The organism is Salinibacterium sp. M195, assembly GCF_019443965.1.
GTDB lineage: Bacteria > Actinomycetota > Actinomycetes > Actinomycetales > Microbacteriaceae > Rhodoglobus.
This window is the reverse complement of record NZ_CP040814.1, coordinates 1,545,725-1,571,035: the sequence shown is the minus strand read 5'-3', so window position 1 is coordinate 1,571,035 and position 25,311 is coordinate 1,545,725. Positions and strand designations below refer to the sequence as shown.

28 protein-coding genes and 1 riboswitch are annotated in these 25,311 nt (G+C 60.0%); of the genes, 7 read left to right on the top strand and 21 right to left on the bottom strand.

The annotated features are described in order from the left end of the window. Positions 1-42: 42 nt before the first annotated feature. The gene (locus FFT87_RS07500) at positions 43-633 is read left to right on the top strand and encodes a hypothetical protein (protein WP_219948156.1); all 591 of its coding nucleotides are present in this window, start codon (positions 43-45) and stop codon (positions 631-633) included. Here the strand turns inward: FFT87_RS07500 and FFT87_RS07495 are convergent. The 4 genes from FFT87_RS07495 to FFT87_RS07480 all read right to left on the bottom strand — a co-directional run bounded on the left by FFT87_RS07495 (position 620) and on the right by FFT87_RS07480 (position 3,930). Next, on the bottom strand, positions 620-1,114 hold the full coding sequence (locus FFT87_RS07495) for an ATP-binding protein (RefSeq protein WP_255558942.1): 495 nt from the start codon (positions 1,112-1,114) through the stop codon (positions 620-622). The two genes, FFT87_RS07500 and FFT87_RS07495, sit on opposite strands and share 14 nt — an antisense overlap. Next, a complete protein-coding gene (locus FFT87_RS07490) occupies positions 1,104-1,859 on the bottom strand; it encodes an energy-coupling factor transporter transmembrane protein EcfT (protein ID WP_219948155.1) in 756 nt (251 codons plus the stop codon). The genes FFT87_RS07495 and FFT87_RS07490 overlap by 11 nt, the downstream gene beginning before the upstream one ends. Then, positions 1,856-3,220 (bottom strand): ABC transporter ATP-binding protein, encoded by a 1,365-nt coding sequence (locus FFT87_RS07485; protein WP_219948154.1) that lies wholly within the window; start codon positions 3,218-3,220, stop codon positions 1,856-1,858. Before FFT87_RS07485 ends, FFT87_RS07490 begins: the two co-directional genes overlap by 4 nt. 71 nt (positions 3,221-3,291) lie before the next feature. Further along, positions 3,292-3,930 (bottom strand): ECF transporter S component, encoded by a 639-nt coding sequence (locus tag FFT87_RS07480; protein ID WP_219948153.1) that lies wholly within the window; start codon positions 3,928-3,930, stop codon positions 3,292-3,294. Between the two features lie 33 nt (positions 3,931-3,963). Then, positions 3,964-4,072: riboswitch (TPP riboswitch) on the bottom strand. A gap of 26 nt (positions 4,073-4,098) precedes the next feature. Between FFT87_RS07480 and FFT87_RS07475 the strand changes: the two genes are divergently transcribed. Then, complete coding sequence (locus tag FFT87_RS07475; protein WP_219948152.1) at positions 4,099-5,025, top strand: LLM class F420-dependent oxidoreductase; 927 nt, start codon at positions 4,099-4,101, stop codon at positions 5,023-5,025. A gap of 19 nt (positions 5,026-5,044) precedes the next feature. Here FFT87_RS07475 and FFT87_RS07470 read toward each other — a convergent pair whose 3' ends face one another. From FFT87_RS07470 to FFT87_RS07450, 5 genes are all read right to left on the bottom strand, one after another. Further along, entirely contained in the window at positions 5,045-5,890 is an 846-nt protein-coding gene (locus FFT87_RS07470; RefSeq protein ID WP_219948151.1) for a DUF3097 domain-containing protein, read from the bottom strand. Next, positions 5,887-6,333 (bottom strand): VanZ family protein, encoded by a 447-nt coding sequence (locus FFT87_RS07465; protein WP_219948150.1) that lies wholly within the window; start codon positions 6,331-6,333, stop codon positions 5,887-5,889. The genes FFT87_RS07470 and FFT87_RS07465 overlap by 4 nt, the downstream gene beginning before the upstream one ends. A gap of 124 nt (positions 6,334-6,457) precedes the next feature. After that, positions 6,458-6,952, bottom strand: coding sequence for an SRPBCC family protein (locus FFT87_RS07460; RefSeq protein ID WP_219948149.1), 495 nt, complete (start codon positions 6,950-6,952; stop codon positions 6,458-6,460). Next, entirely contained in the window at positions 6,949-8,313 is a 1,365-nt protein-coding gene (locus FFT87_RS07455) for a glucose-6-phosphate dehydrogenase (RefSeq protein ID WP_219948148.1), read from the bottom strand. Before FFT87_RS07455 ends, FFT87_RS07460 begins: the two co-directional genes overlap by 4 nt. Positions 8,314-8,328: 15 nt before the next feature. Beyond that, positions 8,329-8,916: a hypothetical protein gene (locus tag FFT87_RS07450; protein ID WP_219948147.1), complete on the bottom strand. Its 588-nt coding sequence runs from the start codon at positions 8,914-8,916 to the stop codon at positions 8,329-8,331. A gap of 144 nt (positions 8,917-9,060) precedes the next feature. On the opposite strand from FFT87_RS07450, the gene FFT87_RS07445 reads away from it, so the two are divergent. Genes FFT87_RS07445 through FFT87_RS07430 form a run of 4 tightly spaced genes read left to right on the top strand, consistent with a single transcriptional unit; the run spans position 9,061 to position 11,283 of the window. Continuing rightward, a complete protein-coding gene (locus FFT87_RS07445) occupies positions 9,061-9,501 on the top strand; it encodes a hypothetical protein (protein ID WP_219948146.1) in 441 nt (146 codons plus the stop codon). A 58-nt stretch (positions 9,502-9,559) separates the two neighbouring features. Beyond that, positions 9,560-10,060, top strand: coding sequence for a thioredoxin family protein (locus FFT87_RS07440; protein WP_219948145.1), 501 nt, complete (start codon positions 9,560-9,562; stop codon positions 10,058-10,060). A gap of 6 nt (positions 10,061-10,066) precedes the next feature. Then, positions 10,067-10,816: a cytochrome c biogenesis CcdA family protein gene (locus tag FFT87_RS07435; RefSeq protein ID WP_219948144.1), complete on the top strand. Its 750-nt coding sequence runs from the start codon at positions 10,067-10,069 to the stop codon at positions 10,814-10,816. A gap of 47 nt (positions 10,817-10,863) precedes the next feature. Next, positions 10,864-11,283, top strand: coding sequence for a DUF1761 domain-containing protein (locus FFT87_RS07430; protein ID WP_219948143.1), 420 nt, complete (start codon positions 10,864-10,866; stop codon positions 11,281-11,283). A gap of 47 nt (positions 11,284-11,330) precedes the next feature. On the opposite strand, the gene FFT87_RS07425 is transcribed toward FFT87_RS07430, so the two are convergent. The 7 genes from FFT87_RS07425 to FFT87_RS07395 all read right to left on the bottom strand — a co-directional run bounded on the left by FFT87_RS07425 (position 11,331) and on the right by FFT87_RS07395 (position 17,909). Next, complete coding sequence (locus tag FFT87_RS07425; RefSeq protein WP_219948142.1) at positions 11,331-11,627, bottom strand: DUF1905 domain-containing protein; 297 nt, start codon at positions 11,625-11,627, stop codon at positions 11,331-11,333. Positions 11,628-11,660: 33 nt separating this feature from the next. Beyond that, positions 11,661-12,689, bottom strand: coding sequence for an alpha/beta hydrolase (locus tag FFT87_RS07420; RefSeq protein WP_219948141.1), 1,029 nt, complete (start codon positions 12,687-12,689; stop codon positions 11,661-11,663). A gap of 211 nt (positions 12,690-12,900) precedes the next feature. Further along, complete coding sequence (locus tag FFT87_RS07415; protein ID WP_219948140.1) at positions 12,901-13,452, bottom strand: OsmC family protein; 552 nt, start codon at positions 13,450-13,452, stop codon at positions 12,901-12,903. A gap of 113 nt (positions 13,453-13,565) precedes the next feature. After that, positions 13,566-14,954: an MFS transporter gene (locus tag FFT87_RS07410; protein WP_219948139.1), complete on the bottom strand. Its 1,389-nt coding sequence runs from the start codon at positions 14,952-14,954 to the stop codon at positions 13,566-13,568. A 26-nt stretch (positions 14,955-14,980) separates the two neighbouring features. Further along, positions 14,981-15,313, bottom strand: coding sequence for a glutamyl-tRNA amidotransferase (locus FFT87_RS07405; protein WP_255558941.1), 333 nt, complete (start codon positions 15,311-15,313; stop codon positions 14,981-14,983). A 42-nt stretch (positions 15,314-15,355) separates the two neighbouring features. Then, on the bottom strand, positions 15,356-16,873 hold the full coding sequence (gene gatB, locus FFT87_RS07400) for an Asp-tRNA(Asn)/Glu-tRNA(Gln) amidotransferase subunit GatB (RefSeq protein ID WP_219948137.1): 1,518 nt from the start codon (positions 16,871-16,873) through the stop codon (positions 15,356-15,358). Next, positions 16,866-17,909: a DMT family transporter gene (locus FFT87_RS07395; RefSeq protein WP_219948136.1), complete on the bottom strand. Its 1,044-nt coding sequence runs from the start codon at positions 17,907-17,909 to the stop codon at positions 16,866-16,868. The genes gatB and FFT87_RS07395 overlap by 8 nt, the downstream gene beginning before the upstream one ends. A gap of 71 nt (positions 17,910-17,980) precedes the next feature. Here FFT87_RS07395 and FFT87_RS07390 point away from each other — a divergent pair, with 71 nt between their 5' ends. Then, positions 17,981-18,535 carry a CGNR zinc finger domain-containing protein gene (locus tag FFT87_RS07390; RefSeq protein ID WP_219948135.1) on the top strand — a complete coding sequence of 185 codons (555 nt, stop codon included), beginning with the start codon at positions 17,981-17,983 and terminating at the stop codon, positions 18,533-18,535. A gap of 30 nt (positions 18,536-18,565) precedes the next feature. Here the strand turns inward: FFT87_RS07390 and gatA are convergent, their stop codons facing one another. The 5 genes from gatA to ligA all read right to left on the bottom strand — a co-directional run bounded on the left by gatA (position 18,566) and on the right by ligA (position 25,268). Next, a complete protein-coding gene (gatA, locus tag FFT87_RS07385) occupies positions 18,566-20,071 on the bottom strand; it encodes an Asp-tRNA(Asn)/Glu-tRNA(Gln) amidotransferase subunit GatA (protein ID WP_219950748.1) in 1,506 nt (501 codons plus the stop codon). 8 nt (positions 20,072-20,079) lie between these two features. Next, positions 20,080-20,394, bottom strand: a complete 315-nt coding sequence (gatC, locus tag FFT87_RS07380; protein WP_219948134.1) for an Asp-tRNA(Asn)/Glu-tRNA(Gln) amidotransferase subunit GatC — start codon at positions 20,392-20,394, stop codon at positions 20,080-20,082. 50 nt (positions 20,395-20,444) lie between these two features. After that, positions 20,445-21,440 carry a serine hydrolase gene (locus tag FFT87_RS07375; RefSeq protein WP_219948133.1) on the bottom strand — a complete coding sequence of 332 codons (996 nt, stop codon included), beginning with the start codon at positions 21,438-21,440 and terminating at the stop codon, positions 20,445-20,447. Further along, a complete protein-coding gene (locus FFT87_RS07370) occupies positions 21,440-22,822 on the bottom strand; it encodes an alpha/beta hydrolase (RefSeq protein WP_219948132.1) in 1,383 nt (460 codons plus the stop codon). Before FFT87_RS07370 ends, FFT87_RS07375 begins: the two co-directional genes overlap by 1 nt. A gap of 118 nt (positions 22,823-22,940) precedes the next feature. Further along, entirely contained in the window at positions 22,941-25,268 is a 2,328-nt protein-coding gene (ligA, locus tag FFT87_RS07365) for an NAD-dependent DNA ligase LigA (RefSeq protein ID WP_219948131.1), read from the bottom strand. Between the last annotated feature and the right edge of the window lie 43 nt (positions 25,269-25,311).

The window sequence follows — 25,311 nt, the reverse complement described above, 5'->3', positions numbered from 1 at the left end:
CCACGTAGGATTTCGTGAGTGTCCAGAGTTTCAGGAGGATTGATGATTTCGAGCAAGCGCTCCAGCGCGTTGTTGATGGCGCCCGCCGCACTGTTGGTGCTATCGGGGTGCGCCCTGATCGAGCCAGCGGTCAATGCTGACCCACCGACAGCGATGGAGGTTTGCGCTCTTGGTCACACGTGGCAACTCGACACCACAGATCTCTCCGAAAAGCTCCTTGTTGAGCTTCCGATTCAGGACGTTCCTGCTAGCGCCGTCGTGCCTGCCGGCGGCCAGACGCTCACGTGGCAAGAAGATGGTGCCCTGACTATCGACTCCGATTTGGTGTTCACCATCACGGCGGCGCCTGCTGCCGATCAAGTCATGACGATCACCCAGGCCTATACAGGCACCGTCACCGGCGAAGCAACGATCAATGCGGATGTAGCTATCCCCCGCAACTGGGATGAGTCAGCGTACATCGTAGAGACCACGGCGGTTCTCAACGATGCTCCGGTTGAAGAACTTGCCTACACAATTCCTCGCAGCGACTTTGGTGACGTTCTCGGCCTAGTGCTGACGTGTGAAACCGATGTGATGACCGTCAATCCTCGCGGAACTGATCTCGTGCAGCGCTGGACTAAGACCAGCTAGCAGCAAGGTTTCCGTCGCGCACTTCGTCGGCGAGCGATCGAGGATTCTCACGTGAGATGAATTGACGCTCTTGGCGAGCCCAACGTTCCCAATGTGGGGCGTAGGTGTCACCATCGCGCGCCAGAGCACGTTTCTTGCGTGTCGCATCGTCGAGGTCGACCCAGATCGTGTGGTCTACCAGCGGTGCGGATGCTCGGCTGAGCGCTCCGACGCCTTCGATTACGATGGGGCGCTCGCGATCCAGCTCGCGCCACGGCCCAGGCGCGCCTGTGGCCCAGTTCCACTCCTGCCAGCGTAATGAGGTGAGAATCTCGGGGACAAGCGCGCTAGCGGCGTCGAGGCCGTCCCAGCCCGGGTAAAGGTCATCGAGCTTGACGAGTTGAACTTGCGGCCATGCCGCCGCGATAGCGCGCCCGAGTTCGGTCTTTCCTGAACCTGAGCGACCGTCGATGAGACAGCGCCAGCGCGCGCTAACTGACAATGAAATTCCAACTTCCCGCGAGTACTGCTACGACCGTAGCTGCTGCCCCCACGAGCGCCCCAACGCTGAGGGTCCACCATTCCGCAGCGCCCCAACGTGACTCCCGCGCCCAGGTTCTCGGGGTCTCGCCGCCGAAGCCGCGCGCTTCCATCGCAATCGACAGTTTGCTTCCGCGCCGGATCGAGAGCACGAGAAGCGCGAAACCTTGGCCCGCTACTCGGCGGATGCGACCCTTGTCAGCGACACCGCGCGCCCGCCGGGCGAGCTCGAGCGAATTCCAGTCCTCGATAAACAGCCCGACCATCCGCACGGCAGCAAGCGCACCAAGCACGAAACGGTCAGGCAGTCGAAGGCGTTGAGCCAAGCCATCCGCAAAGTCTGTCGGGTCAATCGAGATGAAGAGCACGACCGCCGGCAATCCAATGGCAAGCACGCGGAGGAAGGTTGCCAGCGCTAACTCGACGGAGCCGTCGCTTATCCGGATGAGGAGAAACTCGAAGTACACAGTGCCGTCGTAGCGTCCGTACAAGAGGATTGTTAGCCCGGTGAAAGGCGCAGCCAACCACACGGGCAGAGTGCGAAGCCAGAGACGTTTCGGTTCAATCCCCATGAAAGCGATGATGATCAGTTCGAGAACGAGAGCCGTCGCCGCCGAGACCCAGTCGATCGTCACAATCAAAAATAGGCTCACGAGAAGGCCAGCGCCGAGCTTGGCGACAGGGTTTACGGCGGCAATGGGAATCATGTCAGCGTCACCGTCGAGTCTGCGAGGGCGTCAACGAACTCAAGGTCGTGGCTCACCGCAATCACGCTGCTGCCGTCATCCACTAGTCGCGCTAGCAGCGCGAGCAGTTCACTCCAGGTGCGCGAATCTTGGCCGAAGGTTGGCTCATCGAGAACGAGCACTTGTGGACGAGTAGCCAGCGCCGTTGCCACGCTTAAGCGACGCTTCTCTCCTCCCGAGAGCGTGAAGGGATTGGCTTCGGCGAGACGATCAAGCCGCAGCCGGGTGAGCAACTCGTCGACCCGAGCATCCACTTCGATGGTGGATAGTTTCAGCGCGCGGGGACCAACCTCGAGCTCTGCTCGCACGGTACTGGTGAGCAACTGATGTTCAGGGTCTTGAAATACCGTGCCGATCCGAGTGAGCAGTTCACGCGACTTCCACCGGATTGGATGCTCACCGACACCGGCAGCGAGCGCTGGAGTTGCCAGCACGGCGCCGGCCACGGGGGAAAGAAGCCCGCCGAGGGTAAGGGCCAGAGTCGACTTGCCTGACCCGTTGGCGCCGGTGATAGCGAGAGCGTGGCTACTCGGCACAGTGAAATCGCGCAGCGCTGTGACTGCTCGCTTGCCTCGTCCAACGCTGAGTTGGCTAGCGGTGAGAAGCGACTGTTGCGGGCCACGTTCGGCACGAAGCGGACGCGGAGGAGGAAACTGGGGAATCCAGACACCGCGCGCTGCAAGTTGCTCCCCTTGGCGAAGAAGCACAGCGGAAGGGCTGCCATCGGCGATGACTCCCCCGCCTGCAGCCAGCACCACGACGCGATCGACGGAGTCGCTCCACACTGACACCCGATGCTCAACAACCACAATGGTGGCACCAGTGGATTCTGCGACCCTGATGACGGCATCCCGAACTTCGGTGACTCCAGCAGGATCAAGGTTCGCTGTCGGTTCATCGAGCACGATGAGCCCCGGCCTCATCGCGAGAACACCCGCAAGCGCGAGCCGTTGTTTTTGGCCACCCGAGAGCGCACTCGTGTTGCGGTCGAGCGCCACATCGAGACCGACGGCATCAAGACTTTCGCGCACACGTCGCCAAATCTCGTCGCGGGGTACGCCCAAATTTTCGCAGCCGAAAGCGACATCGTCACCGACGCGCTCCAGAATGACTTGGCTGTCGGGATCCTGAATCAGCAGCCCAGTGCGTCCGCGCGTGGCTGCTGGATGCTCACCGTCGACCAGCAGAGAACCTTCTGATTCTCCCTCGTCGTCGCCAACGACCCCGGCAAGGGCATGGAGGAACGTCGACTTCCCTGCCCCGGATTCGCCGAGCAGCAATACGCGTTCACCAGGTTCGATGCGCAGGTCAAGACCTCGCACCGCCCAAGCGAGCCTGCTGGAGTGGCGCCACCCCCATCCTTCGACGGTGACGCCAGCAGGCCTAATGGGGTTCAGACTCGCTTCGCAATCTCACGGCCAGCACCGAAACGGTTGAGGGCCCCGGTAGCGGCCAACCCTCGGGTGGCCAGCCACGACAGGAGACCAGCGATTAGCATTCCGCCGACGATCGCGGAAATCGTGTAAATAACCGCGAAAACAGTTTCAGCGCCGACGTACCAGATCGTGAGATCGGTGATTGCCATGGCGAGACCTGCGCCAGCCCCGGCCAGAATCGCGCCGCTCACACGCCAGTTGGCGTAGAGAAATGCCGCGAAGACAAGCTCAGCGCCCACGCCCTGCGTGAAACCGCTCACGAGTGTGAGCGGGCCCCATTGGTTTCCGATCAAAGCTGACACTGAAGCGGCAACCATCTCGCCGTACAGCGCGGCACCTGGCTTGCGGATCACGAGCGCTGTCAATACTCCGGCGAAGAGCCAAAAACCCCCGCCAACGGCCTGAAGCCCCGGAAGCAGAGCTTCAAGAGGGGCTGTGACGGGCGAAGACGCGACGTTCCAGACGACAAAAATGAGTCCGCTTGCGACGCCGATGACACTGGCAACGACGATGTCGATGACCCGCCACTGAAAACGCGAACGAAGCGGCGTGGGTGTGGGTGTGGACGTGGAGTTATACGGTGATGTTGTGGTCACTTTCGTGCCTTTCACTAGTGAATGGCACGGGTTTCAAGAGTGTCTGCTCCCTGCGCTGGCATGATCCAGATCAGGTTCGACGGTCGAAGCTTGGAGAAGCTCCCTCTCAGCCCGGCTCACCGGACTCCCGTGTTCGCCACCCAGTCTAATCATCAATAGGCTCGCACTATGGACTTCCGCATTTTCACTGAACCTCAAAATGGCGCAACCTACACTGATCAGCTTGTACTCGCGCAGGCTGCAGAGAAGCTCGGGTTCAACGGATACTTTCGTTCAGATCACTACGTGACGATGGATGACCGCAACGGCGGGATGCCCGGCCCGACTGACTCGTGGACGACGTTGGCGGGGCTCGCGCGTGAGACATCCACGATCCGTTTGGGCACCCTCGTCTCGTCTGCCACGTTCCGGCATCCGGGAATTCTCGCTATTCAGGTAGCCCAAGTCGATGAGATGTCGAGTGGGCGTGTCGAGCTTGGACTCGGCACTGGCTGGTTCGAGCGCGAACACGCAGCCTACGGAATCCCGTTTCCTGCCAAGAGGTTCGGGATGCTCGAGGAGCAGCTCGACGTGATTACGGGAATGTGGGGCACTGCCCCCGATAAGACCTTCACGTATGAGGGCAAACACTACCAATTGAGCCAGTCGCCGGCGTTGCCCAAGCCCGTTCAGAACCCGCTACCCATCATCATTGGCGGGAGCGGGCCCAGCCGCACGCCAGCGCTCACGGCGAAGTTTGCGAATGAATACAATGCCGGCTTCGCCACGATCGCGCCGCTCAAGGAGCGTATCAACCGCGTTCGTGCCGCGTGTGAACACTTCGACCGAGACCCCGAAACACTCGTGCTCTCGATTGCCGGAACTACTGCAGTCGGGGCGACCGAGGCTCAGATCGACTCCAGGGCAAGCGCCGCCAACAGTACCGCTGCCGACCTACGACTCGGCGGATTTGCTGGAGCCGCGAGCGAAGTCGTAGACAAGATTTCAGAGTTATCGGCGCTCGGGTTTACCCGCGTCTACTTTCAGATCATGGATTTCCACGATCTGGACCAGCTCGATTTCCTCGCTCGTGAAGTACTTCCGCAGCTCGACTAGCGAACGCGCACAGCCCGAGCTATTGCTCCTGATCAACCGTGACGAAGTCGATCAGGTGTTCAACGCGCCCCAGTAGTGCAGGCTCGAGATCCCCAAAATTCTTCACTTTCGAGAGAATGAACTGCCACGCCCGGGCGATATCCGCCTGATCCTCGTGCGGCCAGCCGAACGCCTCACAGATTCCATGCTTCCACTCGATGGTGCGAGGCACTGTCGGCCAGGCGGGGATACCGACGCTCTGTGGTTTCACTGCCTGCCAGACATCCACGAATGGATGCCCGACCACAAGGGCGTGCTTGCCGTACTTTCCCCGGCCGACGGCATCCGCGATTTTGCTCTCCTTGGAGCCAGCGACGAGGTGATCCACCAAAATCCCCAGCTTGCGGTCGGCTGTTGGCGCAAAGTCAGCAACGATCGCCTCGAGATCATCGATGCCGCCCAGAAATTCGACGACCACACCTTCCGCACGAAGATCGTCGCCCCACACTTTTTCGACAAGCTCAGCATCGTGACGTCCCTCAACGTAGATGCGGCTTGCCAACGCAGTGCGAGCACGCTGTTCAGGCGCGACGAAAGACCCCGATGCCGTTTTGCGGGTAGCTGCGGCCTGAGTCAGCGGCTTCATTAGCTCCACCGAAACACCGTCGATGAGATAGCCGCGTCCGAGAGGAAATGCGCGCGAACGCCCGTGACGGTCTTCGAGCTCAATCAGACCGTTCGCGTGCCGGACCAGCGCCCCGACATAGCCATCGGCAATGACCTCAATGACCATTCCCGGTTCGATCGGAACCTTCGGCAGGGCTTTAAGCCCTCGCTCAATTGTAAAGTCGGCGAGCACGTCATTCGAATAGCGGTCTTCGGTCACCGGTCGAGGTTAAGCGGTCTCCCCGAATTGCCAGCGGAGGCGCGGCGGTTCGACGCAAGGTTCGCTGCTCCCGAGGAACGCCCAGAATCCTGTGAGCGTCGAGAGTGCTCCCACCACACGGTAATTCCGATCGCGGAGATGATGCCGATGCTGGCACCGATGCTGGCAAGCACAATGTCGATGCCGTCGGCGTAGCCTGCGGGCATCCACACCGTCTGAGCAGCTTCAAGCCACGCCGCAGCGACAATGCTGAACGCGAGAGCGGCCCACCACCGACGACGCCCAAACATGCAGACTAGAAAAACTCCCACCGGGACGAACGCGACTATCGTCCACACCCAGAACCGGCCGTTACTGCCGGGCGCGTTCACGAATGCGAGGCTCGCCAGTGTGGCGAAGTAGAGCGCGGCACAGAGCGCGACTACGAATCTCGATCGGAACATAGAGACATTGTCACAAGCGCATCTTTGTGCAAGTTGTGAGAACGGTGCGTGTGAAGTGTGAACCCCCGAAAATATGACAACGATTCGGTAACTGAAGCGAACTTAGCAGCCATTTCGACCGGTTTCAGCGGGATGCGACTCGATCTACCTCTCGAGCAATTGCCGGCAGCACGCGCCGCATATAGCGAGCCCACCACAGTCGAACAACCAACCAGACGACCCAGCCCCGGGCCGGGCGCGCGTAGAAGGTGTAGCTCCACAGAATAATGGTTCCCCCGTGCCGCGGCTCGAAACGCCATTCAGCTCGCGCACCAGAAACCAACGTGCCAAAGAGCTTCTGAAAGTCACTCAGCTCATAAGCGAAGAGCGTCGGCTGGTCAGTGTCGGTGATGGTCTCAACGACATGACCACCGTCTGAGAGCATCAGCCTCCGGGTTCGCCCGATAGTGTTCCAGTCCCCCGACTGCTCTTTCACCTCAACCACCGCTGGAAGCGGACCGAAACGCGGGTAGAAACGGGTCGGGTCTACGGGACCGGAAATCTCGTAAGCCTGCTGCGGGTTCGTTCTGGTGAGAGCCTCAGCGGATGCCGAAATACCGCGTATCTGCTGCTCGGTCATGACGCTCTCCACCCGGTCGGCCCCTCTGAACCTGCAGGATACTCCTCGAGGGGTATCTGGTTTTCGCGGAATGCCTCGAGCACCGGTGCTACGATCCGCCAGCACTGCTCTGCCACGTCGCCGCGCACAGACAACACCGGATCTCCGTCGATGAGCGAGGCGATTACTTCGCCATAGGCGCTCATCGCGGCATCACCCATGGTCGTCTTCAGCTTCGTACGATCAAGCGAAAATGGGTCTCCCTCTCCGTTGACGATGAGATCGAGTTCGAGAGTCGCCGGCTTTATCGAAATAGTCAGCTGAGCCGGATCTGTTACCCCAGTGAGCCCGCGCGGCAAGTGAGGCACCGGCGCGAACGTGATGACGATGTCTTGACGCGCCTCGCCCATGGCCTTGCCCGACCGCAAAATGAATGGCACACCAGCCCAACGCCAGTTATCAATCTCACACGTCACTTCGGCAAGCGTCTCGGTACCGAGCTCCGGGTTCACACCATCCTCATCAACGTAGGACGGTAGTTCGCGATCACCAATCGTTCCTGCGGTGTAGCGTGCACGACGCGCACACGCACCATTCACCGTTGTCACTCGCGTCGCCCTCAAAACTTGGGCCATCGCGCCCCGCAAATCTTCAGAACTTACGCTCGCTGGCGGTTCCATCGCGGTCAAAGCCAGAACAAGCAATAAGTGGCTTTGGATCATGTCAACGACGGCGCCTGCATGGTCGTAGTAGCCAGCTCGGCCCTCCAGCGCGAGCGGCTCATCAAAAATCAATTCGACCTTGGCGACATTCGGCGCTGCCATCAACGGCTCGAACACGCGGTTAGCGAATCGAAGACCCAACAGATTGAGCACCGTTGATTTGCCCAAGAAATGATCGACCCGAAAAATCTGCTCTTCTGGCAACACTTTTTCGAGCATACGATTCAAACTCTTGGCGCTCGCTTCATCGCTACCGAACGGTTTTTCGAGCGCGAAGACGATGCCTTCTGGCAATTTCTCGCTAACGAGCGCGCTGCACACCTGCTGAGTAATCGCCGGGGGCAATGCGAAATAGAGCGCGATTCTCCCCGATGCTTGGGCGAGAACATTGAGCAGTTGGGCTGCGTCCGTCACGTCAGCCTTCAGATAACGGGCACCATCGACAACCTTGCGTGACGCGGATGATTCCTGACTCGCGAACGACGCCGCGACACGTTTTTCCCAGGCAGCGTCATCCATCTCCTGTCGATCAACGCCGATTAACATCACGCTTTGGGCTTCGTCGCTCGCCAAGAAGGATGCCAACCCTGGCAGCAAGAGTCGAGAGGTGAGGTCTCCCCCAGCCCCCAAAACGATCAGCGTCTCGACACGGTCAACCATCGAAAGCTCCCAGGCTCAGTTCTGCGGATCCGAAATCGCGGTCGCCGATGCGGTGGCGGTTACTCCGGCAAACGTGGATGCCGATCCGCGACGGAACCACGCCATCCACCACCACACGAGCGCACCGACGACGGCCGAACCGAGAATGCCGACCACTGGGCCGAGAAACACCGGGCCCGTGACGGTGGTGTCGGTCACGCCAGCGGCGATCGACAAATAGACCACGAAGAGGGGAACGTCGAGCAGCGCAACGATTCCGAGCGACTGGAACGTGACCTTCCAAGGCTTGCGCACTGCGCCACGCTTAAGGATGACGCCGCTGGCAATCGCTCCGAGCGTGATGAAGATGAGGGCGACGATTGCGGCGACGATGACAAGAACACCGATGATGTCGCCCGTGCGGCTCAAGAACTCGTTGAGCGCCGGAATGTCGGAGAAACGACCGCTCAATCCGCGGGACGAGCCCCCAATGATGAGAGTGAGTCCGCCTCCCAACACCACGAATCCCACCAAAAGCCAGCCGATCGAGAACAGAACGTGTCCGACGGCACCCGCGACTAGAGAATGACCACGTTGTGCGCTGCTGAGCTGTGCTTTTTGCATGATTCGACGTTAGCGCAGCGCCGCCCAGCCCGGGAGAAAATCGGCGTTTATGGCTCCGAGCGCCCGAAGCGCTGTGACACCAAAACGCGGGTGATTTGGGCGCTTCGCACGACAAGCGGGCACCTGAGTCGCTACGGTTTGGATATGCAATCGTGGAGAGACGCTCTCAACGCCGACGGACAAGCTGACGTTGATCGAATTCTCGACTCCGCGCTCAATGTGGCTCGAAACCATTTAAGCCACGCCAGCGAGTTTTTAACGTTCGCGCTGATGACGGATGCCAGCGGCCGGGTTCTCGAAATGTCGGCAGATGAAGCGCTGAAAAAGAAGCACCTTGATGCTGAAAAACTCATCGCCCAGACGGTGACGCAATTGCGCCAGCTTTCCGCAATTTCGCGGTGCAGTGCCATCGTCTCGAACACCAGAATCGCCTCGCTGAAATCTGACGCGATCGAAGTTCGGATCGAACACAAAGCTGGTGCCGCCCTCATGGTTTTGCTGCCCTATACGCGCGCCAGATTCACCGGAGCCCTCACTTTCGGCGACCTCAAGCTCTATTCGCACACCGCAGAAGTCTGGGTATAACCGCAAAAACTTTTCGCCAGCCGGAAGTTTTCTCTGCCGACGTGCGTTACTAGAGAGCATGAACAAGCGAATTCTCGCGATCATTGTTGCTCTTGCGGTCATCGTTATTGCCGCAGTGTCGATCGTCGCAGCCCAGAACCCGAACAGCTCTGCTGAGTCGACAGCCACTGATGGTGGCTCTCAGAGTGCGGAAAGTTCTCGCGACACCGACACCGACGCGGCTGAAGTCACGACTGTCGAGAACGACGGTGGTGGTTCGTACGTCGACTACAGCCCATCCGCTATTGCGGATGCCGATGGTCGCATCATCCTGTTCTTCCACGCCACCTGGTGCCCGCAATGCGTCTCGGCAGACGGCGATATTAAGGCCTCTGGCGTTCCTTCAGGAATCACCATCGTGAAAGTCGATTACGACACCAACCAGGATCTGCGCGCCGAATACGGAGTCACTCAACAAACCAGCTTTGTCGAGGTCGATTCCAGCGGCGCAAAGGTGCAAGAAAACTTCGTGGCCTACGCCGACCCCACGTTGAACGCCGTGCTCACAGCACTCGGCTAAGCAGCAATGCTCAGCCTCATACTGCTCTCGTTCGTCGCGGGAGTATTGACCGTTGCGGCACCCTGCGTTCTCCCGCTCTTGCCCGTGATCGTTGGCGGCTCGATCGCGCGCACAAGTAGCGACGCCACAGTTGCCGAACGGCAGTGGTTCCGCCCCGTCGTGATTGCTCTCAGCCTCGCCGGTTCCGTCATCATCTTCACTCTGCTGCTCAAAGCAACGACAGCGCTACTGGGCGTTCCGCAGCTCGTGTGGCAGATTATCGCTGGCGGCATCCTCATCATCTTTGGCCTCACGCTAGTTTTCCCCTCACTGTGGGAGCGTTTTATGCTCGCCACCGGCATCCAAAATCGCGCCAATGCGGTGATGAACCGCTCATACTCCCGTGGTGGACTCGGCGGCGACATCATGCTCGGCGCCGCTCTCGGCCCGACCTTCAGCAGCTGCTCCCCCACGTACGCGTTGATCTTGGCAACGGTATTGCCCGTCTCGTTTGCTGAAGGCCTGCTGTACATCGTCGTGTATGCCATCGGACTGGCCATTGCCCTTCTGATGATTGCGTTTCTTGGTCAGGCATTCGCTCGCAAGCTGGGCTGGCTTGCTAACCCCAACGGCGTCGTTAAGCGCGTCGTCGGCATCATCCTGCTCCTGGTGGGCCTCGCGGTGATCTTCGGCCTCGACAAAGAGTTCCAGAGCTTCGTGCTCGAGCAGGGGTGGTACGACCCGATCCGGAATTTTGAAGAAGGCATAACCGGCTAGCGACTCACGGAGTAGGCTTCGGACACCCACAATCACTGGAGGTTGTCATGGTTCCCGAAATCAACTACATCGCGGTTATTCTCGCGACGCTGTCGAGCATGATCGTCGGCACCATCTGGTATTCGCCTCGCGTCTTCGGTAACTATTGGATGAAAGCCGCCAATGTCACGCCAAGCGGCAACACCGCGGATGCCGTGCGACCGATCGTCGTCACCGTCATTGTGAGCTTCATCACGGCCTGGGTGCTCGCCGGCGCGGCATTCATCGCGTTCGACTTCTACGGCGGCAGTTTTTTCGTCAACACGCTACTCACGAGCATCGTGTTGTGGGGCGGATTCACCGCTGCACGATTCATTACGCACGATCAGTTCGACGGTCGCCCCAACGGGCTCACCGTGCTGAACGTGAGCCATGAGTTCGTGACCATCGTGGTCATGGCGATCATTATTGGAGTATGGCCGGCGTAACGAGTGCGTCGTCGCTAGCGCACAGCCCGCCGCTACGGCTTCTCGGCCTACACAAGCTGAATAGTAACCTCGGCCACATCCCCGAGTTCTAGGCCCTCAGCGCGACGCACAGCCATTTTCACCGGCAGGAAGAAGCTATCGCCCTCGCTGCTGATCGGAAAGATCGACGTATTCCACGTCGTGGTTCCGATGGTGACCTCTACCGCGATAGAACCGAAGCCTCTCGGAGGTGTCGGGATCTCTTTCACGCTCGCCCCGACATCCGATGGCACCTGAAGAAAGTACACGTTGGGTTTGGATTCCCAGGGCTCAAGCCCAGCGGCGAATTCGAAGGAGGGCTTCATCCTTCGAGGCTACTCGTCGCGAGAGTCTGCGAGCTAGTCGTCGATGGAGTTGAGGAACGTCACGGTTGAATCGAATGCGGAACGGGCATCCTCGAAATCGAGGTGGAACTGATACTCGTGTGGCAGTTGCGCCGGATGATCGTCAGCATAGAACACTCGTGTGGTCTCGACACCGAGCGTGTCGAGTTGATCAGCGAACGCGACAGACTGTGATGCTGTGAGCGGGTCGGCGTTGCCCCCAGAGATCCACGTGCGCGGGAAGTCAGCGGTGACATCGTCAATGATCGACATCTCTTCGCCGCCGGGCTGATCCGACCAGTCTTTATCGCCGACGTACGCCCAGAGCGCGATCCGGAAACCCCAACCTCCCAAGCCCGGTGCGTTCGGAATACCGCTGACGTCGTAGATCCCGCAATTAAGGATTACTCCGTCGAGTTGTTCTGGGCTGAGGCTCGGCGTCAGGCCTATGGTGCTCGCATAGCTGGGGCTGGTGATAGCTGTGGCGAGCTGAGCGCTAAGTTGAGCGCCAGCAGAGTCTCCGGCAAACACAATCTTGTTGGGGTCAACGCGCAAACGATCAGCGTTCTCCACGAGATAGGCCATCGCCTCGTTGAGCTGATTGAGCGCTGTTGGATAGGTTACTTCTGGGGCAATGGTGTAGTTCACCGCGACGACGGTGAAGCCCTCGGCGGCAAGATTGCGGGCGTAAGGTGTGACATTTTCTTTGTCACCCGAAATCCACGCGCCGCCGTGAATCCAGACGACTGTTGTGAGCGGTCCGTCTGAGCCAGCAGGCGAGAACACATCGAGCGAGGTGTTCTCCTCGGAGTCACTGTAAACCTCATCCAGAGTTTCCGTGAGCGGAACATCCGTCGCATGCCGCTGCATCTCTTCGACCGTCTTGTTCGCCTCTGATTCGAACAATGACCGAATGAGAAGCGTGGCAGGCCAGGGGCTCAGAGTCGCAATCAGAGCGGTGATGAGTCCCAAGGAGAGAGCCGTAAGGCCGATAACGCTCGCGGGGCGCTTGATCCAGGGACGTGAAGTGCGGCTGCGGCTCATGGGTTAAGCGTAGGGGGCGCGAGGGTGTTGGACGACGAAGCTGCCCACCCCGTTCGGGCGACATTTCACAGGCGTGACGCTGCGGCAGTTGGGGCCAAACCACAGGAAAGTCGGTGCCCAACGATGTGGCGGTCGGCCTTTAACGAGAGAACTCGACCGGTAGCATTCGCTACCGGTCGAGCATGTGAATTGGCATCATCATGGGGTGCCGTTAGCCCTTGACCACCCGAGTGCTAATGGCCGTGGGGTTAGCGAAAAGATCGAGTACGGGGCAGTGCGCATCGACGGCGTCACGAAGCTCGTCGTAACGCTCCTGGGTTTCCGGGCCCGCGATGGTTGCGTAGAGGCGAATTTCGCTGAACCCGTTGCGCACGTTGTCGTCGATGCCGAAGAGCCCACGCACGTCGAGGTCGCCCTCAGCCTTGACAGAGATGTCATCTACCTGGATGCCAAGCGCCTGAGCATAAAGACGGAAGACGACAACCTGACAAGCGATCAATGCTCCCAGGGCGATCTCAACAGGGCTGGCGGCGACGTCATCGCCAGCGAGCCCTTCAGGTTCGTCTATGTGAAAGACGTGCGTTCCGGCCTTGAGAACCGTTCCGACTGAGCCAACTCCCTTGCCGGTGACAGCGTAGGTGAGCTCAGCGGTTGTTGGCTTGGCGGCAATGCGCGAGTTCCAGGCCTCGCCGGCCGCAGTGAGTCGAGCGGCGCGATCGGCAGCAAGATCAATGGTCGTGGTTTCGTTTGTGAGAAGTGTCATGCGGCGACGGTAATCGCATTCAGGGACGCACGCCTGAGTGTGACGTAACAGCACGAAACACTACTTAACAATCGGTTAACTAGACGGTGCTGAACGCCTGCCGTTGGCCAGCGCTACCGCGAACGGACCCTCATCGCTACGGGGACGGAGGCGAGTGCGAGCATCGCGGCAAGAGCAAGGGCGGCAACGAATCCCGCGCCATTCTCAAGGCCGCCGACCGCCGAGAATACGAGGCCACTGAACGCGATCGCAATTGATCCACCAGCGGCATCCGCGATCGAAAGCGCAGCACTGTTGAAGCCCTGATCGCGCGTGCTGGAATGACTGAGCACAAGGGTGGAGAGCCGAGGGAAGGTAATGCCCATGCCTGCACCGGCGACAAGCCAGCCGGCGGCGGCTACCCACAGCGACAGCATGAAGAACGCGGTAATGAACTGCGTAGCGAGACCGATACTCAACAGCACTGCCCCGATAACCACCACCTGTGAGTGCGACACCGTATCGGGAAGACGGCCTTGAAGCGCCGACCCAATAGCCCAAGAAACGGCTCCGACAGTCAGGATGAGCCCCGCTGCCCACGCCGGAAGTCCGTAGCGCTCGTTGAGAAGATAGGGAAGATAGACCTCAGTCGAAAAGAAGGCAGCAGCGAACACCCCGCGCAACACAATCGTGGTCGGCAGGCCGCGGCGCAAGACTAGCGAGCCTGCGGGAAGCAACGGCCTCAGCGCGATGACGGCGATGACGAACGCGCCAAGCGCAAGCGGCCACGCAAACGTGCTCTCGCGCTCACCGCCGAGGCTGATCCCCATGACGGCGAGAGCAACCACAATCGCCCAAATAAGCGACCGGCCGCGCGATGACTTCTCTGCTGGCGACTCCGGTTGGCTCAGCAACACCCGCACCGCCGGAAGAATCGCGGCAGCGGCACCGGCGACCAGAATCACGACGCCAAAAAAGACCCAATGCCAGCTGATGTTCTCTGCAACGACTCCGGCAAGCGGCGGGCCGACTAGTGACGGCAAGACCCAGGCTGAAGCAAACAACCCAAAGATTTTGGGATGCAGCGCCGACGGATACAGTCGCGCCACCACCACATAGAGCGAAACGATGAGTGCACCGGACCCCAGCCCCTGCAGGAACCGACCGACGATGAAGATCTCCATCGTGCCAGCAAAACCGGCAACGAGCAGCCCCACGGTGAAGACGACCATGGCGGCGATCAGCGGCCGCGCTGGCCCAGTGCGGTCTGCCCACTGCCCGGCCAACACCATTCCAATCACGCTCGCCGCGAGCGTGCTCGAAAACGCAACGGAATAGAGCGACTGGCCATCCAGATCACGACTGATCGTCGGCATCACCGTCGTGACGGCGAGCGTCTCAAAAGCCCCTAAGAAGATCAGCGCAAAGGCACCGATGGTGGTCCACAGAAGCTGTGGAGCAAAGATGCTGTGGGGAGCGAGTTCGGCATCAGCTGAGGTGTCTGCCGGGGTCTTGCCGATCATGTGGCTGAGGCTCTGGGGCTTTCTCGTTAGGAAATTTCGATTGTGGTGCCCTGACCGAGTTCTTCGGCGTCAGCGTCAGTCACGACTGCAAACACGCCGGTCGGGATTCCTGGCAAGTTGGCCACCCGATTCGCGATGCCGGTGAGAGTGGCCTCGTCAGCCCCCGTGATCACGATTACGTAGGCATCGTTGAAAACATCGCCTTCTTCGACGACAAAAATGTCTCCACCCTCGTCAAGCTCTGTCGTGAACTCCACCAGAGTCTCGATCCAAGGGAAACGGGTCTCGCCCTCCGCCGCATTAGCGTCGGGCGTGAGGGGAACGTGGACTTCAACAACGAGTGCAGCAGATTCAGACATGACTGCAACGCTACTGCCTAGAGCCGACAAGCGAGCACCGAACTATTCGGCTGACGCACGCTCCAAGACAAGTTCGCGAACCCGAGCGGCATCGGCTTGACCTTTCATGGCCTTCATGACCGCGCCGATAACGGCGCCAGCAGCCTGCACCTTGCCATCGCGGATCTTCGCGAGAACATCAGGTTGGGCGGCAAGAGCCTCATCGATCGCCGCGATAAGCGGTCCATCGTCGGAAACGAGCTTGAGCCCACGACTTTCGACAACAGCCGCCGGCGTTCCCTCGCCAGCAATGACACCCTCGAGAACTTGGCGAGCCAAACTGTCGTTGAGAACACCATCGTTGATGAGGGTAACCAGAGCCGCGACATCCGTCGGAGTGATCAAAGAACTGGGGTCTGCACCCTGAATGTTCGCAAGTCGAGCGATCTCGCCCGTCCACCACTTGCGCGCCTGAGCCGCAGTGGTACCGGCCTCAATCGTGGCCTCAATTTCACTGAAGAGACCAGCGTTGTTGACATCGCGGAACTCAAGGTCAGTGAACCCCCACGCTGCCTGAAGGCGACGACGGCGTTCGGCAGGAGGCTCAGGGAGTGCTGCACGCAGCTCTTCGATCAACGCGAGCGAAGGCTCAACGGGCAACAAATCGGGCTCAGGGAAGTAGCGGTAGTCATCGGCGTCGCTCTTGGGGCGACCAGCGCTCGTCACACCAGTGTCTTCGTGCCAGTGACGGGTCTCCTGAGTGATCGTTCCACCCTTCTGCAAAATTGCAGCCTGGCGTTGGATCTCATAACGAACCGCGCGCTCAACGCTACGCATCGAGTTCACGTTCTTGGTTTCCGTGCGAGTGCCAAGCTTTCCCGAACCACGAGGGCTCAGCGAAATGTTGGCGTCACAGCGCAAGTTGCCGCGCTCCATGCGTGCCTCGGAGATGCCGAGCGAACGAACGATGTCGCGAATAGCAGAGACATACGCCTTGCCGACCTCGGGAGCATCCGCCTCAGTGCCCGTGATCATGTGCGTGACGATCTCGACCAGCGGAACACCGGCACGGTTGTAATCAACCAGCGAATACTCTGCGCCCTGGATGCGACCGGTAGCGCCACCCACGTGAGTGAGCTTGCCCGCGTCTTCTTCCATGTGCGCACGCTCGATCGGAATCGTAATCGTGCGACCGCTCTCGAGCTCGATGTCGACCGAACCCTCAAACGCAATCGGCTCATCGAACTGGCTGATCTGGTAGTTCTTCGCTAGGTCAGGGTAGAAATAGTTCTTGCGAGCGAAGCGTGAACTCGGCGCGATCTGGCAGCCAAGCGCAAGACCGAGCGAGATCGAATATTTGATCGCCTCTTCATTGACAACAGGCAAGCTGCCGGGCAAACCGAGATCAACCGGAGTGATCATCGTGTTCGGTTCGGCATGCTCCGCACCGGAAGCTGCCGGGTTCGGCGCATCCGAGAACATCTTGGTCTGGGTGTTCAACTCAACATGCACCTCGAAACCGAGCGTCGGCTCAAATAGTTCGAGTGCTTTGTCGTAGTCCATCAATTCAGCTTTAGCCACCAGATGATTGTACGTGGCGCAGCGGCACCGTATCGGTACCCGGTTCGAGCGGCGCGGATGCTGGCGCCAAAATTGGTTCGTCATCTTCACTCGGGAAGGCCTCAGCTTCGATCGTGAAGTCGCTGAACTCTTCCGTTTTCTCGGAACGGACGAACGCGATCCCCGCCAAGATGAGCGCTCCCCCAACGAACTGCATCAGCGACAAGTTTTCGCCGATCAGCAGCCAGGCATAGATCGCCGCCGTCACAACCTCGAGCAATCCGACAAATGACGCGAGGCGGGAACCGAGCATCTCACTCGCCATAATGCTCGTCGAATACGCGATACCGGTCGCGACAATACCCACGATGAGCAGCGGAACCCACCACGGCGCCACGATGCCCAGCACCGTGACATCCACCATCGGCATATCGAAGGGCACAATGCCCACAAGGCCAACGAGACCAAGAAGGATGCCGCCAATAAGCAACCCGGCCGCAGCAAGTGCGACCGCAGGGAGACCCTCACTCGAGCGCGCAGCGACGACGTAATACACGGCGGCGCCAATCGCCGCGCTCGCGCCGAAAAGGATACCGATCGGGTCGAGTGCTCCCGAACCCTCGGGTGAGACCACAAGAATGAGTCCGCCGAGGGCGACAACGGAACCGATCAGTACAACCGCTTTTGGAGTTCGCCGCGTCGTGACCCACGCAAAGGCGACAAGAAGAAGCGGCGCCATGTACTCCAGAAGAATCGCGATGCCAACAGGGATGCGCTCGACGGCCGCGAAGTACACCAGTTGGGTGCCAGCGACACCGATGATCGCCATGAGAAGGATGCGGCTGCGCGCGTACCAGAGGGCAATCCAGCGCCCTTTGAGCGCGACGATCGCGAACGGGGCGAGAACCGTTCCACCGATGAGAACGCGGAGCGTGACTGCTGCCGCTGGGCTCCAACCGGCCTCGAGCACCGGTTTAATGAGTGCACCTGAAAGGCCAAAACTGGCCGCAGCGACGAGCGCGATGAGCATTCCGAAAGTTGTGGTTGAGCGTTTCATTGGCTACTGCTTCGAACGAGATTGACGGGTATTTCTGATGACGTTAGTCTCGAAAGAAATAAGGAGTCAAATTGCATTTTGCCCCTGACACCGTGGAGAGTCTCGAGTTTGCCGTTTTGCTCGGAAACACGCACCAGCTTGCCAGCAGATCAGGCGAGGATGAGCTTGGCACAGCCGCCCAAGTGCACTCTCTCGTCATGCAGTTTCGGTTCAGCGGTCGCATTGACCGTGATGACACCGAGGTCGCTGAAGTTCGCGCAGTCCGGGACCGCATCCGCGGCGTGTGGAAGCTGACACGCGACGATGCTGCCATCGAAATCAACGCCATGCTCGCCGAAGCAAACGCACTGCCTTTCCTAGCGCGGCACGACGACTTCGACTGGCACCTGCACGCCAATGATCCCGAAGCACCACTTGCCGAGCGCATTCAGGCCGAGGTCGGCCTCGCCCTCGTCGACGTCGTGCGCTCCGATGCCATGTGGCGTTTGCGGCGTTGCGAAGCGCCAGACTGCGAAGGACTTATGGCCGACCTGTCACGAAATGGGTCACGCCGATTTTGCGGCATTCGGTGCGGAAACCGGATGAACCAAATCGCCTACCGCGAGCGCCAAGCCGTCACCGACTAGTCGCCCGCGACCGCCAGAGCTAAACGCTCACTAGCCCAGCGACGGAACCTGGCTCGGCAGGGTGTGACCCCACTGCTGCTCGAGCAAACGCTCGAGCGTTGCGCCAAGCTCGTAGAGCCGCGCATCACCGCGAGCCGGGGCCATGATCTGGAACCCAGTCGGCAGGCCATCCTCGGGCGCAAGACCCATTGGAAGGCCCATACCGGGGATGCCGGCAAGGTTAGCCGGAATCGTCGTGACGTCGTTGAGGTACATCGCCATCGGGTCTTCGAGCTTCTCACCGAGCTTGAATGCGGTGGTCGGCGCCGACGGCGAGACGAGAACGTCAGCCTTCTCGAAGGCCGCAGCAAAGTCGCGCTGAATGAGCGTGCGCACCTTCTGAGCGCTGCCGTAGTACGCGTCGTAGTAGCCAGCGCTGAGCGCGTAGGTGCCGAGGATGATGCGGCGCTTGACCTCAGCACCGAAACCAGCCTCGCGAGTTGCCGCCATGACGTCCTCGACCGTGCCGCCACCCTCTGGCGTCACGCGCAGGCCGAAACGTACAGAGTCGAACTTCGCGAGGTTGCTCGACGCTTCGGCGGGAAGGATGAGGTAGTACGCCTCGACGGCATATTCGAAGTGCGGAGCATCCACTTCAACGATCTCGGCGCCGAAATCGGTGAGCAGCTGCAGCGCTTCGTGAAAACGCTGCGAAACACCAGCCTGGAAGCCAGGGCTGTCGAGCTGCTTGATGACACCAACCCGAAGCCCCTTGAGGCTTTCGGCTGCGGCACCGGCGCGAGCTGCGGCGGCAAACGACGGCCACTGCTCGTTGAGCGAGGTTGAATCGCGGGGATCGTGGCCGCCGATGACATCGTGAAGCAGAGCCGAGTCCAAAACGGTGCGCGAGACGGGCCCAACCTGGTCGAGCGACGACGCCAGAGCGATCGCCCCGTAGCGAGAGACTCCACCATAGGTGGGCTTCACCCCAACGGAACCCGTGAGAGAAGCTGGCTGGCGGATCGAGCCACCGGTGTCTGACCCGAGAGCAAGAGGCGCTTCGAACGCGGAAACTGCAGCGGCCGAGCCACCACCGGACCCACCAGGAATTCGGTCGAGATCCCACGGGTTCTTCGTCGGTCCGTACGCGGAGTGTTCGGTCGATGACCCCATGGCGAACTCGTCCATGTTGGTCTTACCGAGCGGGATCAATCCAGCCGTGCGCAGCTTCGCCACGGTGGTCGCGTCGTACGGCGGAACCCAGCCTTCAAGAATTTTCGACCCTGCGGTCGTGGGCATATCGATCGTGCACAGCACATCTTTGACCGCGACAGGCACGCCGGCGAGCTCGCCGAGCGACTCCCCCGCCGCGCGGCGTTCATCAATGCGCTTGGCATTAGCGAGAGCATCCGTCGATACATGAAGAAACGCATTGACCTTGCCGTCGACCGCGGCGATGCGGTCGAGGTGCGCCTGAGTCGCTTCGACCGAAGACACTTCGCCCGAGCTCAGCTTGCTAGCCAAGTCGGATGCCGAGATGCGGGTGAGGTCGTTCAGATCTGCCATTACTGCTCTTCTCCCAGAATCGCGCTAACCGCAAAACGTGAACCATCGTGTTCGGGTGCTCCTGCCAAAGCCTGCTCGGTAGTGAGCGTCACCCCAGGAATATCAGGGCGGAAGACGTTGCTGAGCGGAATCGGGTGGCTTGTTGCCGGAACCTCGTCGGTTGCGACCTCGCTGACCTTGGCCACGGAATCGACAATCGCACCAAGCTCACCAGTGAGCTTCTCGATTTCTTCCGGGGTAAGGGCGATTCGGGCGAGCGATGCGAGGTGCGTAACGACCTCGCTAGTGATCGCACCGGGATTGGTGTCAGTCATGGAGCTCCGAAGATGGGAAACAGACAGGGAACCGTATAAGTCTATTCGGCTTAGCGAGGAGCAACGAGCGACAGCGCGAGACGGTCGACACTTACTGCCGTGTTGCTCAGCACCACAACCGCGCGAGACCGGGAACGATCGAAGCCGACAAAGCTCGCGAAGCCACCCGTCATCCCGTTGTGCCAGGTGAGCCCATCCTGGCGAGTTATCCAGGCATACCCGATCTCGCCCTGACCGCGCACCGCTACTTGAGGTGCTGTCGCGGAAACTCCGGGGGCACTGTTCTCGAGTTGCGCCTGCACGTAGCGCATCATGTCCTGCAGCGTAGAACGGATGTTGCCTGCCGGCCCATAGGCATTCATCGTCCAGGGGTCACTCGTCCGTCCGCGGCGATCGCGACCTCGCGGGGCGCCCGCGGGAAGGTCTTCGACTTTGGGAAACGATTGTGTATCGGCCAAAGCGAGCGGTCGTGTGATTCGTTCAGCGAGGAGTTGTGCATAGCTCTGCTCAGCTGCGGCGGCGACAGCCTGCCCCAGCACCGCATAGCCGAGATTCGAGTACAGGAAGGCACCCGGCTTCGCCATGGGAGACCTCGCTGCCAAGCTCACCAGTTCGTCAACGGACGCTTCGTACGGATCTCGTCGCGCTCGCACGGCCCGAGCCCCACGGCGAAGGTCGGCAAAGTTGAGGGGCAGCCGAGGTAACCCACTGTGGTGGGTCGCGATGTCGCCGAGACGGAGAGCCGCGGCAGCGCTGTCCCCCAGCTCAAGAACAGCACCTGCAGTCGTCTCAGCGCTGAGCTCACCTCTGTCGATCGCAATCGCAAAAAGTGCGGCAGTGAAAGTCTTCGTGATCGAACCGATCTCGTAGGATTGCGCATCCGCTGCACCAAAGTGGGCCCACTCCCATCCCCCGGAGGCAAGGACAGCGACACTCAGGTGATCGTGTTGCCGTGGCGCAACAGCACGCTGGACACGCTCGATCAACGCCGGATCGCCGACATGGCCTTCAGAGAGGCCGAGCCGTCGCACAGAACGTGACGCCACTATCGCTCGCGACTCCCTATCGGCGCAACCGCGCGCTGCACTGCAGGAGCGCCCTCGGCGATGACGAGATCACTGCGGTCGATGCACAACAACGCAAAGTTCCGCATCGCTTCGCTCCCCGGCGTGAAATATTCGTTGTGGCCAACGGAGCCCGTCAACGGCTGCTTCATAATGATGTCGAAGCCGCCACTGACTCCCAACGACTTCGCGCCGAAAGACGCCGAACCTGGATCGGGACCAAAGTAGGAACTATTGGGAATGGGGTCCCAGGCCGCTTCCCCCACGAACACATTGCCACCGCGCACATTCAAGTCAGCGACAGACTTGGCAGGGCTGCCCGGTGATCCGACGAGCGCCAACGCGTCAATCTCAAAGTCATATTCCGAGAGCGCCATAAGTGCTGCTGTCGAGCCGTAGGAGTGAGCGACAATCGAAACATAGGGCTGGTCGTCGGCACGCAACGCCTGCAAACCAAGGATTGCGACCGCAAGTGAATCCCGGCCCTGATCCGCATTGTCAATGGCTCCAACATTTGTCAGGTTGGGGGTGTCATAGCCGATCCACGCAACGGTCGCCACTGATTCATTGCGAATGAACGGGGACTTTGCCTCGAAGTGGTCGAGCCACAACTGCTGTTGCACATTCAATTCGCTCGCGGCGTCAACCCAGTACGACATTTGGTTCTCGATGGTGAAGAACATCCCTGGGACCAAAAAACTGACATAGTCAGCGTCGTTCAAGTCACCAAGAACGATCGCCGCGCGGCCCTGACCCGCAACGTCGAGCGTCACAAGTGTGCGGTCGGGTTCGGTTCCTCCATCGAGGAGGGCGGCCGATATCGCAGACAACATCTTCAGTTGAAGTCGCGCATTTTGCTGCACTGCTCTGCCGGCATCCGAATTGACGACCGCCGTGAGTTCAGAAATGGTCTGGTTGAGCATCGTGCGGTTGCTCGTGTCGCGAATTGTGTATGGGACACCTTCGAGATTGCCGAGCAGTCGTGGTGACGCAACTTGAAGGGCAGTCTGACGCCCAGCGTCCAGATCGCCCCACCACAGTGCTACTTGTTGCGCTGGAGGCTGTTGCGCCAACAGCTCTTCGACCGCGGCAGGCCGTGCAGCGAAATATTGAGCGATGTCGCCGGCGGGAATACTTGCAAGCGACGACAGCGTTTTCGCTCCCAATGACGCTGTTTGAATGCTGGTTCCACCGGTACCGGCTCCGCCGAAAATCCCTGATCCCAGTTCAGCAATGGGGTCGATTAGCGCCGGAGGTGCATCGCTGGCGACCGCAGCGTGAATCGCTGAAGGCGCGCTCGGAACCTCGGTGGCGGGTAAACCTGCGACCGAGGTAGCAATAACAACGGCAATTTCTAGCAACAAAGTCGGGCAATCCCCTCACAACTTTGTTTGCGTACCATCCCCGCACGCAAACAAGTTAGCCCAATCTTAGGGGACTCCGACCCCCTTTAGGGGGAATGCTCGCATTCGTCTCGTGCGACTAGCCCTCGAGAGCTGACGGGCCCTCGCTTAGGAGACGAGAGAACTGGGCGGCATCGAGAATGGTGATCCCTAGCTCTTCCGCCTTTGTCAGTTTGGATCCGGCGCCGGGTCCCGCTGCGACGTAGTCAGTCTTCTTGCTTACGCTCGATGCCGCTTTGGCTCCTGCAGCGATGATCGCCTCTTGAGCGCCCTCGCGCGTGAAGCCTTCGAGGCTGCCCGTCGCGACGATAGTGAGCCCGGCAAGGAGCCCATCGCTCGATTGCGCTGCACCCGGGCCCGGATGATCGGGAGTCGACCACTGAACGCCAGATACCTCCCAACGACGCACAATCTCCTGATGCCAATCCACCTCAAACCAGTCGCCCACAGAATCAGCAATGATCTGCCCGACACCGTCTACGGCAGCCAATTGCTCACGGCTAGCTGCACGAATCGCCTCAAGCGATCCAAAGTATTCGGCAAGCGCGCGCGCCGCCACCGGTCCGACATGGCGGATGCTGAGGCTTACCAACAAGCGCCAGAGGGGCTTAGTTTTTGCCTCCTGCAAATTGGCGATGAGTTTGATCGCATTACTGGAAGGAACCGCATCCGCGTCGCCAGCGAAGTCGTTGGCGTCAGGATCGAACACAGGGTCAGCCCCTGCGCCACTGAGTTTGCGCACACGCCGGAATGGCGTAATCGTTCTCTCCGAGCCGTCTTCATTGGTAACGACCTCGCCGGTATCTGAGTCACGCACCGCGACGACAATAGGAAACAGGTCTTCGACAGAGAGATCGAATAGCCCCGCTTCGTTGACGAGCGGCGGCACGGCAGGATGCCGGGGCTGCGTCAGCGCACGCGCCACGACTTCGCCAAGCACCTCAATGTCGAGCCCTCCCCTGCTGCCAGCATGTTCAATGCGGCCGCGCACTTGGGCAGGGCAGCTGCGCGCATTGGGGCAACGAAGATCAATATCGCCCTCTTTCATCGCGCGGAGCGGTGTTCCGCACTCGGGACAGTTCGTCGGCATCACAAAAGCGCGTTCGGTACCATTGCGAAGCTCTTCGACCGGGCCAAGAATCTCTGGGATCACGTCTCCCGCTTTGCGGAGCACAACCATGTCTCCGATGAGTACACCCTTGCGCTTGACGACATCCTGATTATGTAAAGTTGCCTGACGCACCACGGATCCGGCGACGAGCGCTGGCTCCATAACCGCATAGGGAGTAGCACGACCCGTGCGCCCGATGCCCACCACAATGTCGAGCAGTCTGGTGTTCACTTGCTCTGGCGGGTACTTGTAGGCGATCGCCCACCGCGGAGCGCGTGACGTTGCCCCAAGCTCGTCGTGAAGCGCAAGCTCATCGACTTTGATGACGATGCCATCAATCTCATGCTCGACACTGTTGCGATGCTCTCCGAAATAGCGAATGAATTCGGCAGCCTTATCACCGGAGTCAACAACTTTAAAGTGCGAGCTTGTTGGAAGGCCCCACGTGGCGAGCACCCCGTAGATTTCACTCTGGCTGCGAATCGGATCGTGCCCTGCGCGCGTGCCGTCCCAGGCCCCAATGCCGTGCACGAGCATCCGCAATGACGACAACCGTCGCCGCATGTTGGTCAGTTTTTCGGCAGATTTGCCCTCTGACTTTTGACGAAGCGAGCCTGCGGCAGCATTACGTGGATTGGCGAAAATTTTCTCGCCGATACGGGTTTGTTCAGCGTTAAGTTCGCGGAACAGGTCGAGAGGGATAAAGACTTCACCGCGTACTTCAACGATGGCCGGATGACCGGTGCCTTCCAGTCGGTGCGGGATGCCCTCAACGCGCACAATGTTCTCGGTCACGTCTTCGCCGACTCGACCGTCGCCGCGCGTCGCTGCACTGACGAGGATGCCGTCGACGTACCGAAGATTAATGGCGAGACCGTCAATCTTGAGTTCGCACAAGTAGTCGATGTGGCGTGCAGAGTCTCGCTGAACTTTGGCAGCCCACTCGGCAAACTCGTCAAGCGAGAACACGTTGTCGAGGCTAAGCATGCGCTCGACGTGCTCGACCGGGTCGAAAAGCGCAGCTGCCCGGCCACCAACACGCAAAGTTGGGCTGTCTTGACTTTGCAGCTCTGGATGCCTGAGCTCCAGCTGTTCAAGCTGCGCGATTAGCCGGTCGTACTCGGCGTCATCAACGAGCGTTTCATCGCGAACATAGTAGGCGTCGCGCAGCTCGAGGATTCGTGTCGTGAGGGCATCGACCTCGTCACGCGCTACAGCAAGAGACGGATCGGTTGTCTCAGAGACCTGCTCGTCAGACGTGCTCGCTGAACCGCTTTTTTCGGAGTTGTTGGCCACCAGTCAAGTGTAAACAGCGCCTACGACTAAAGCTGCACCGTGC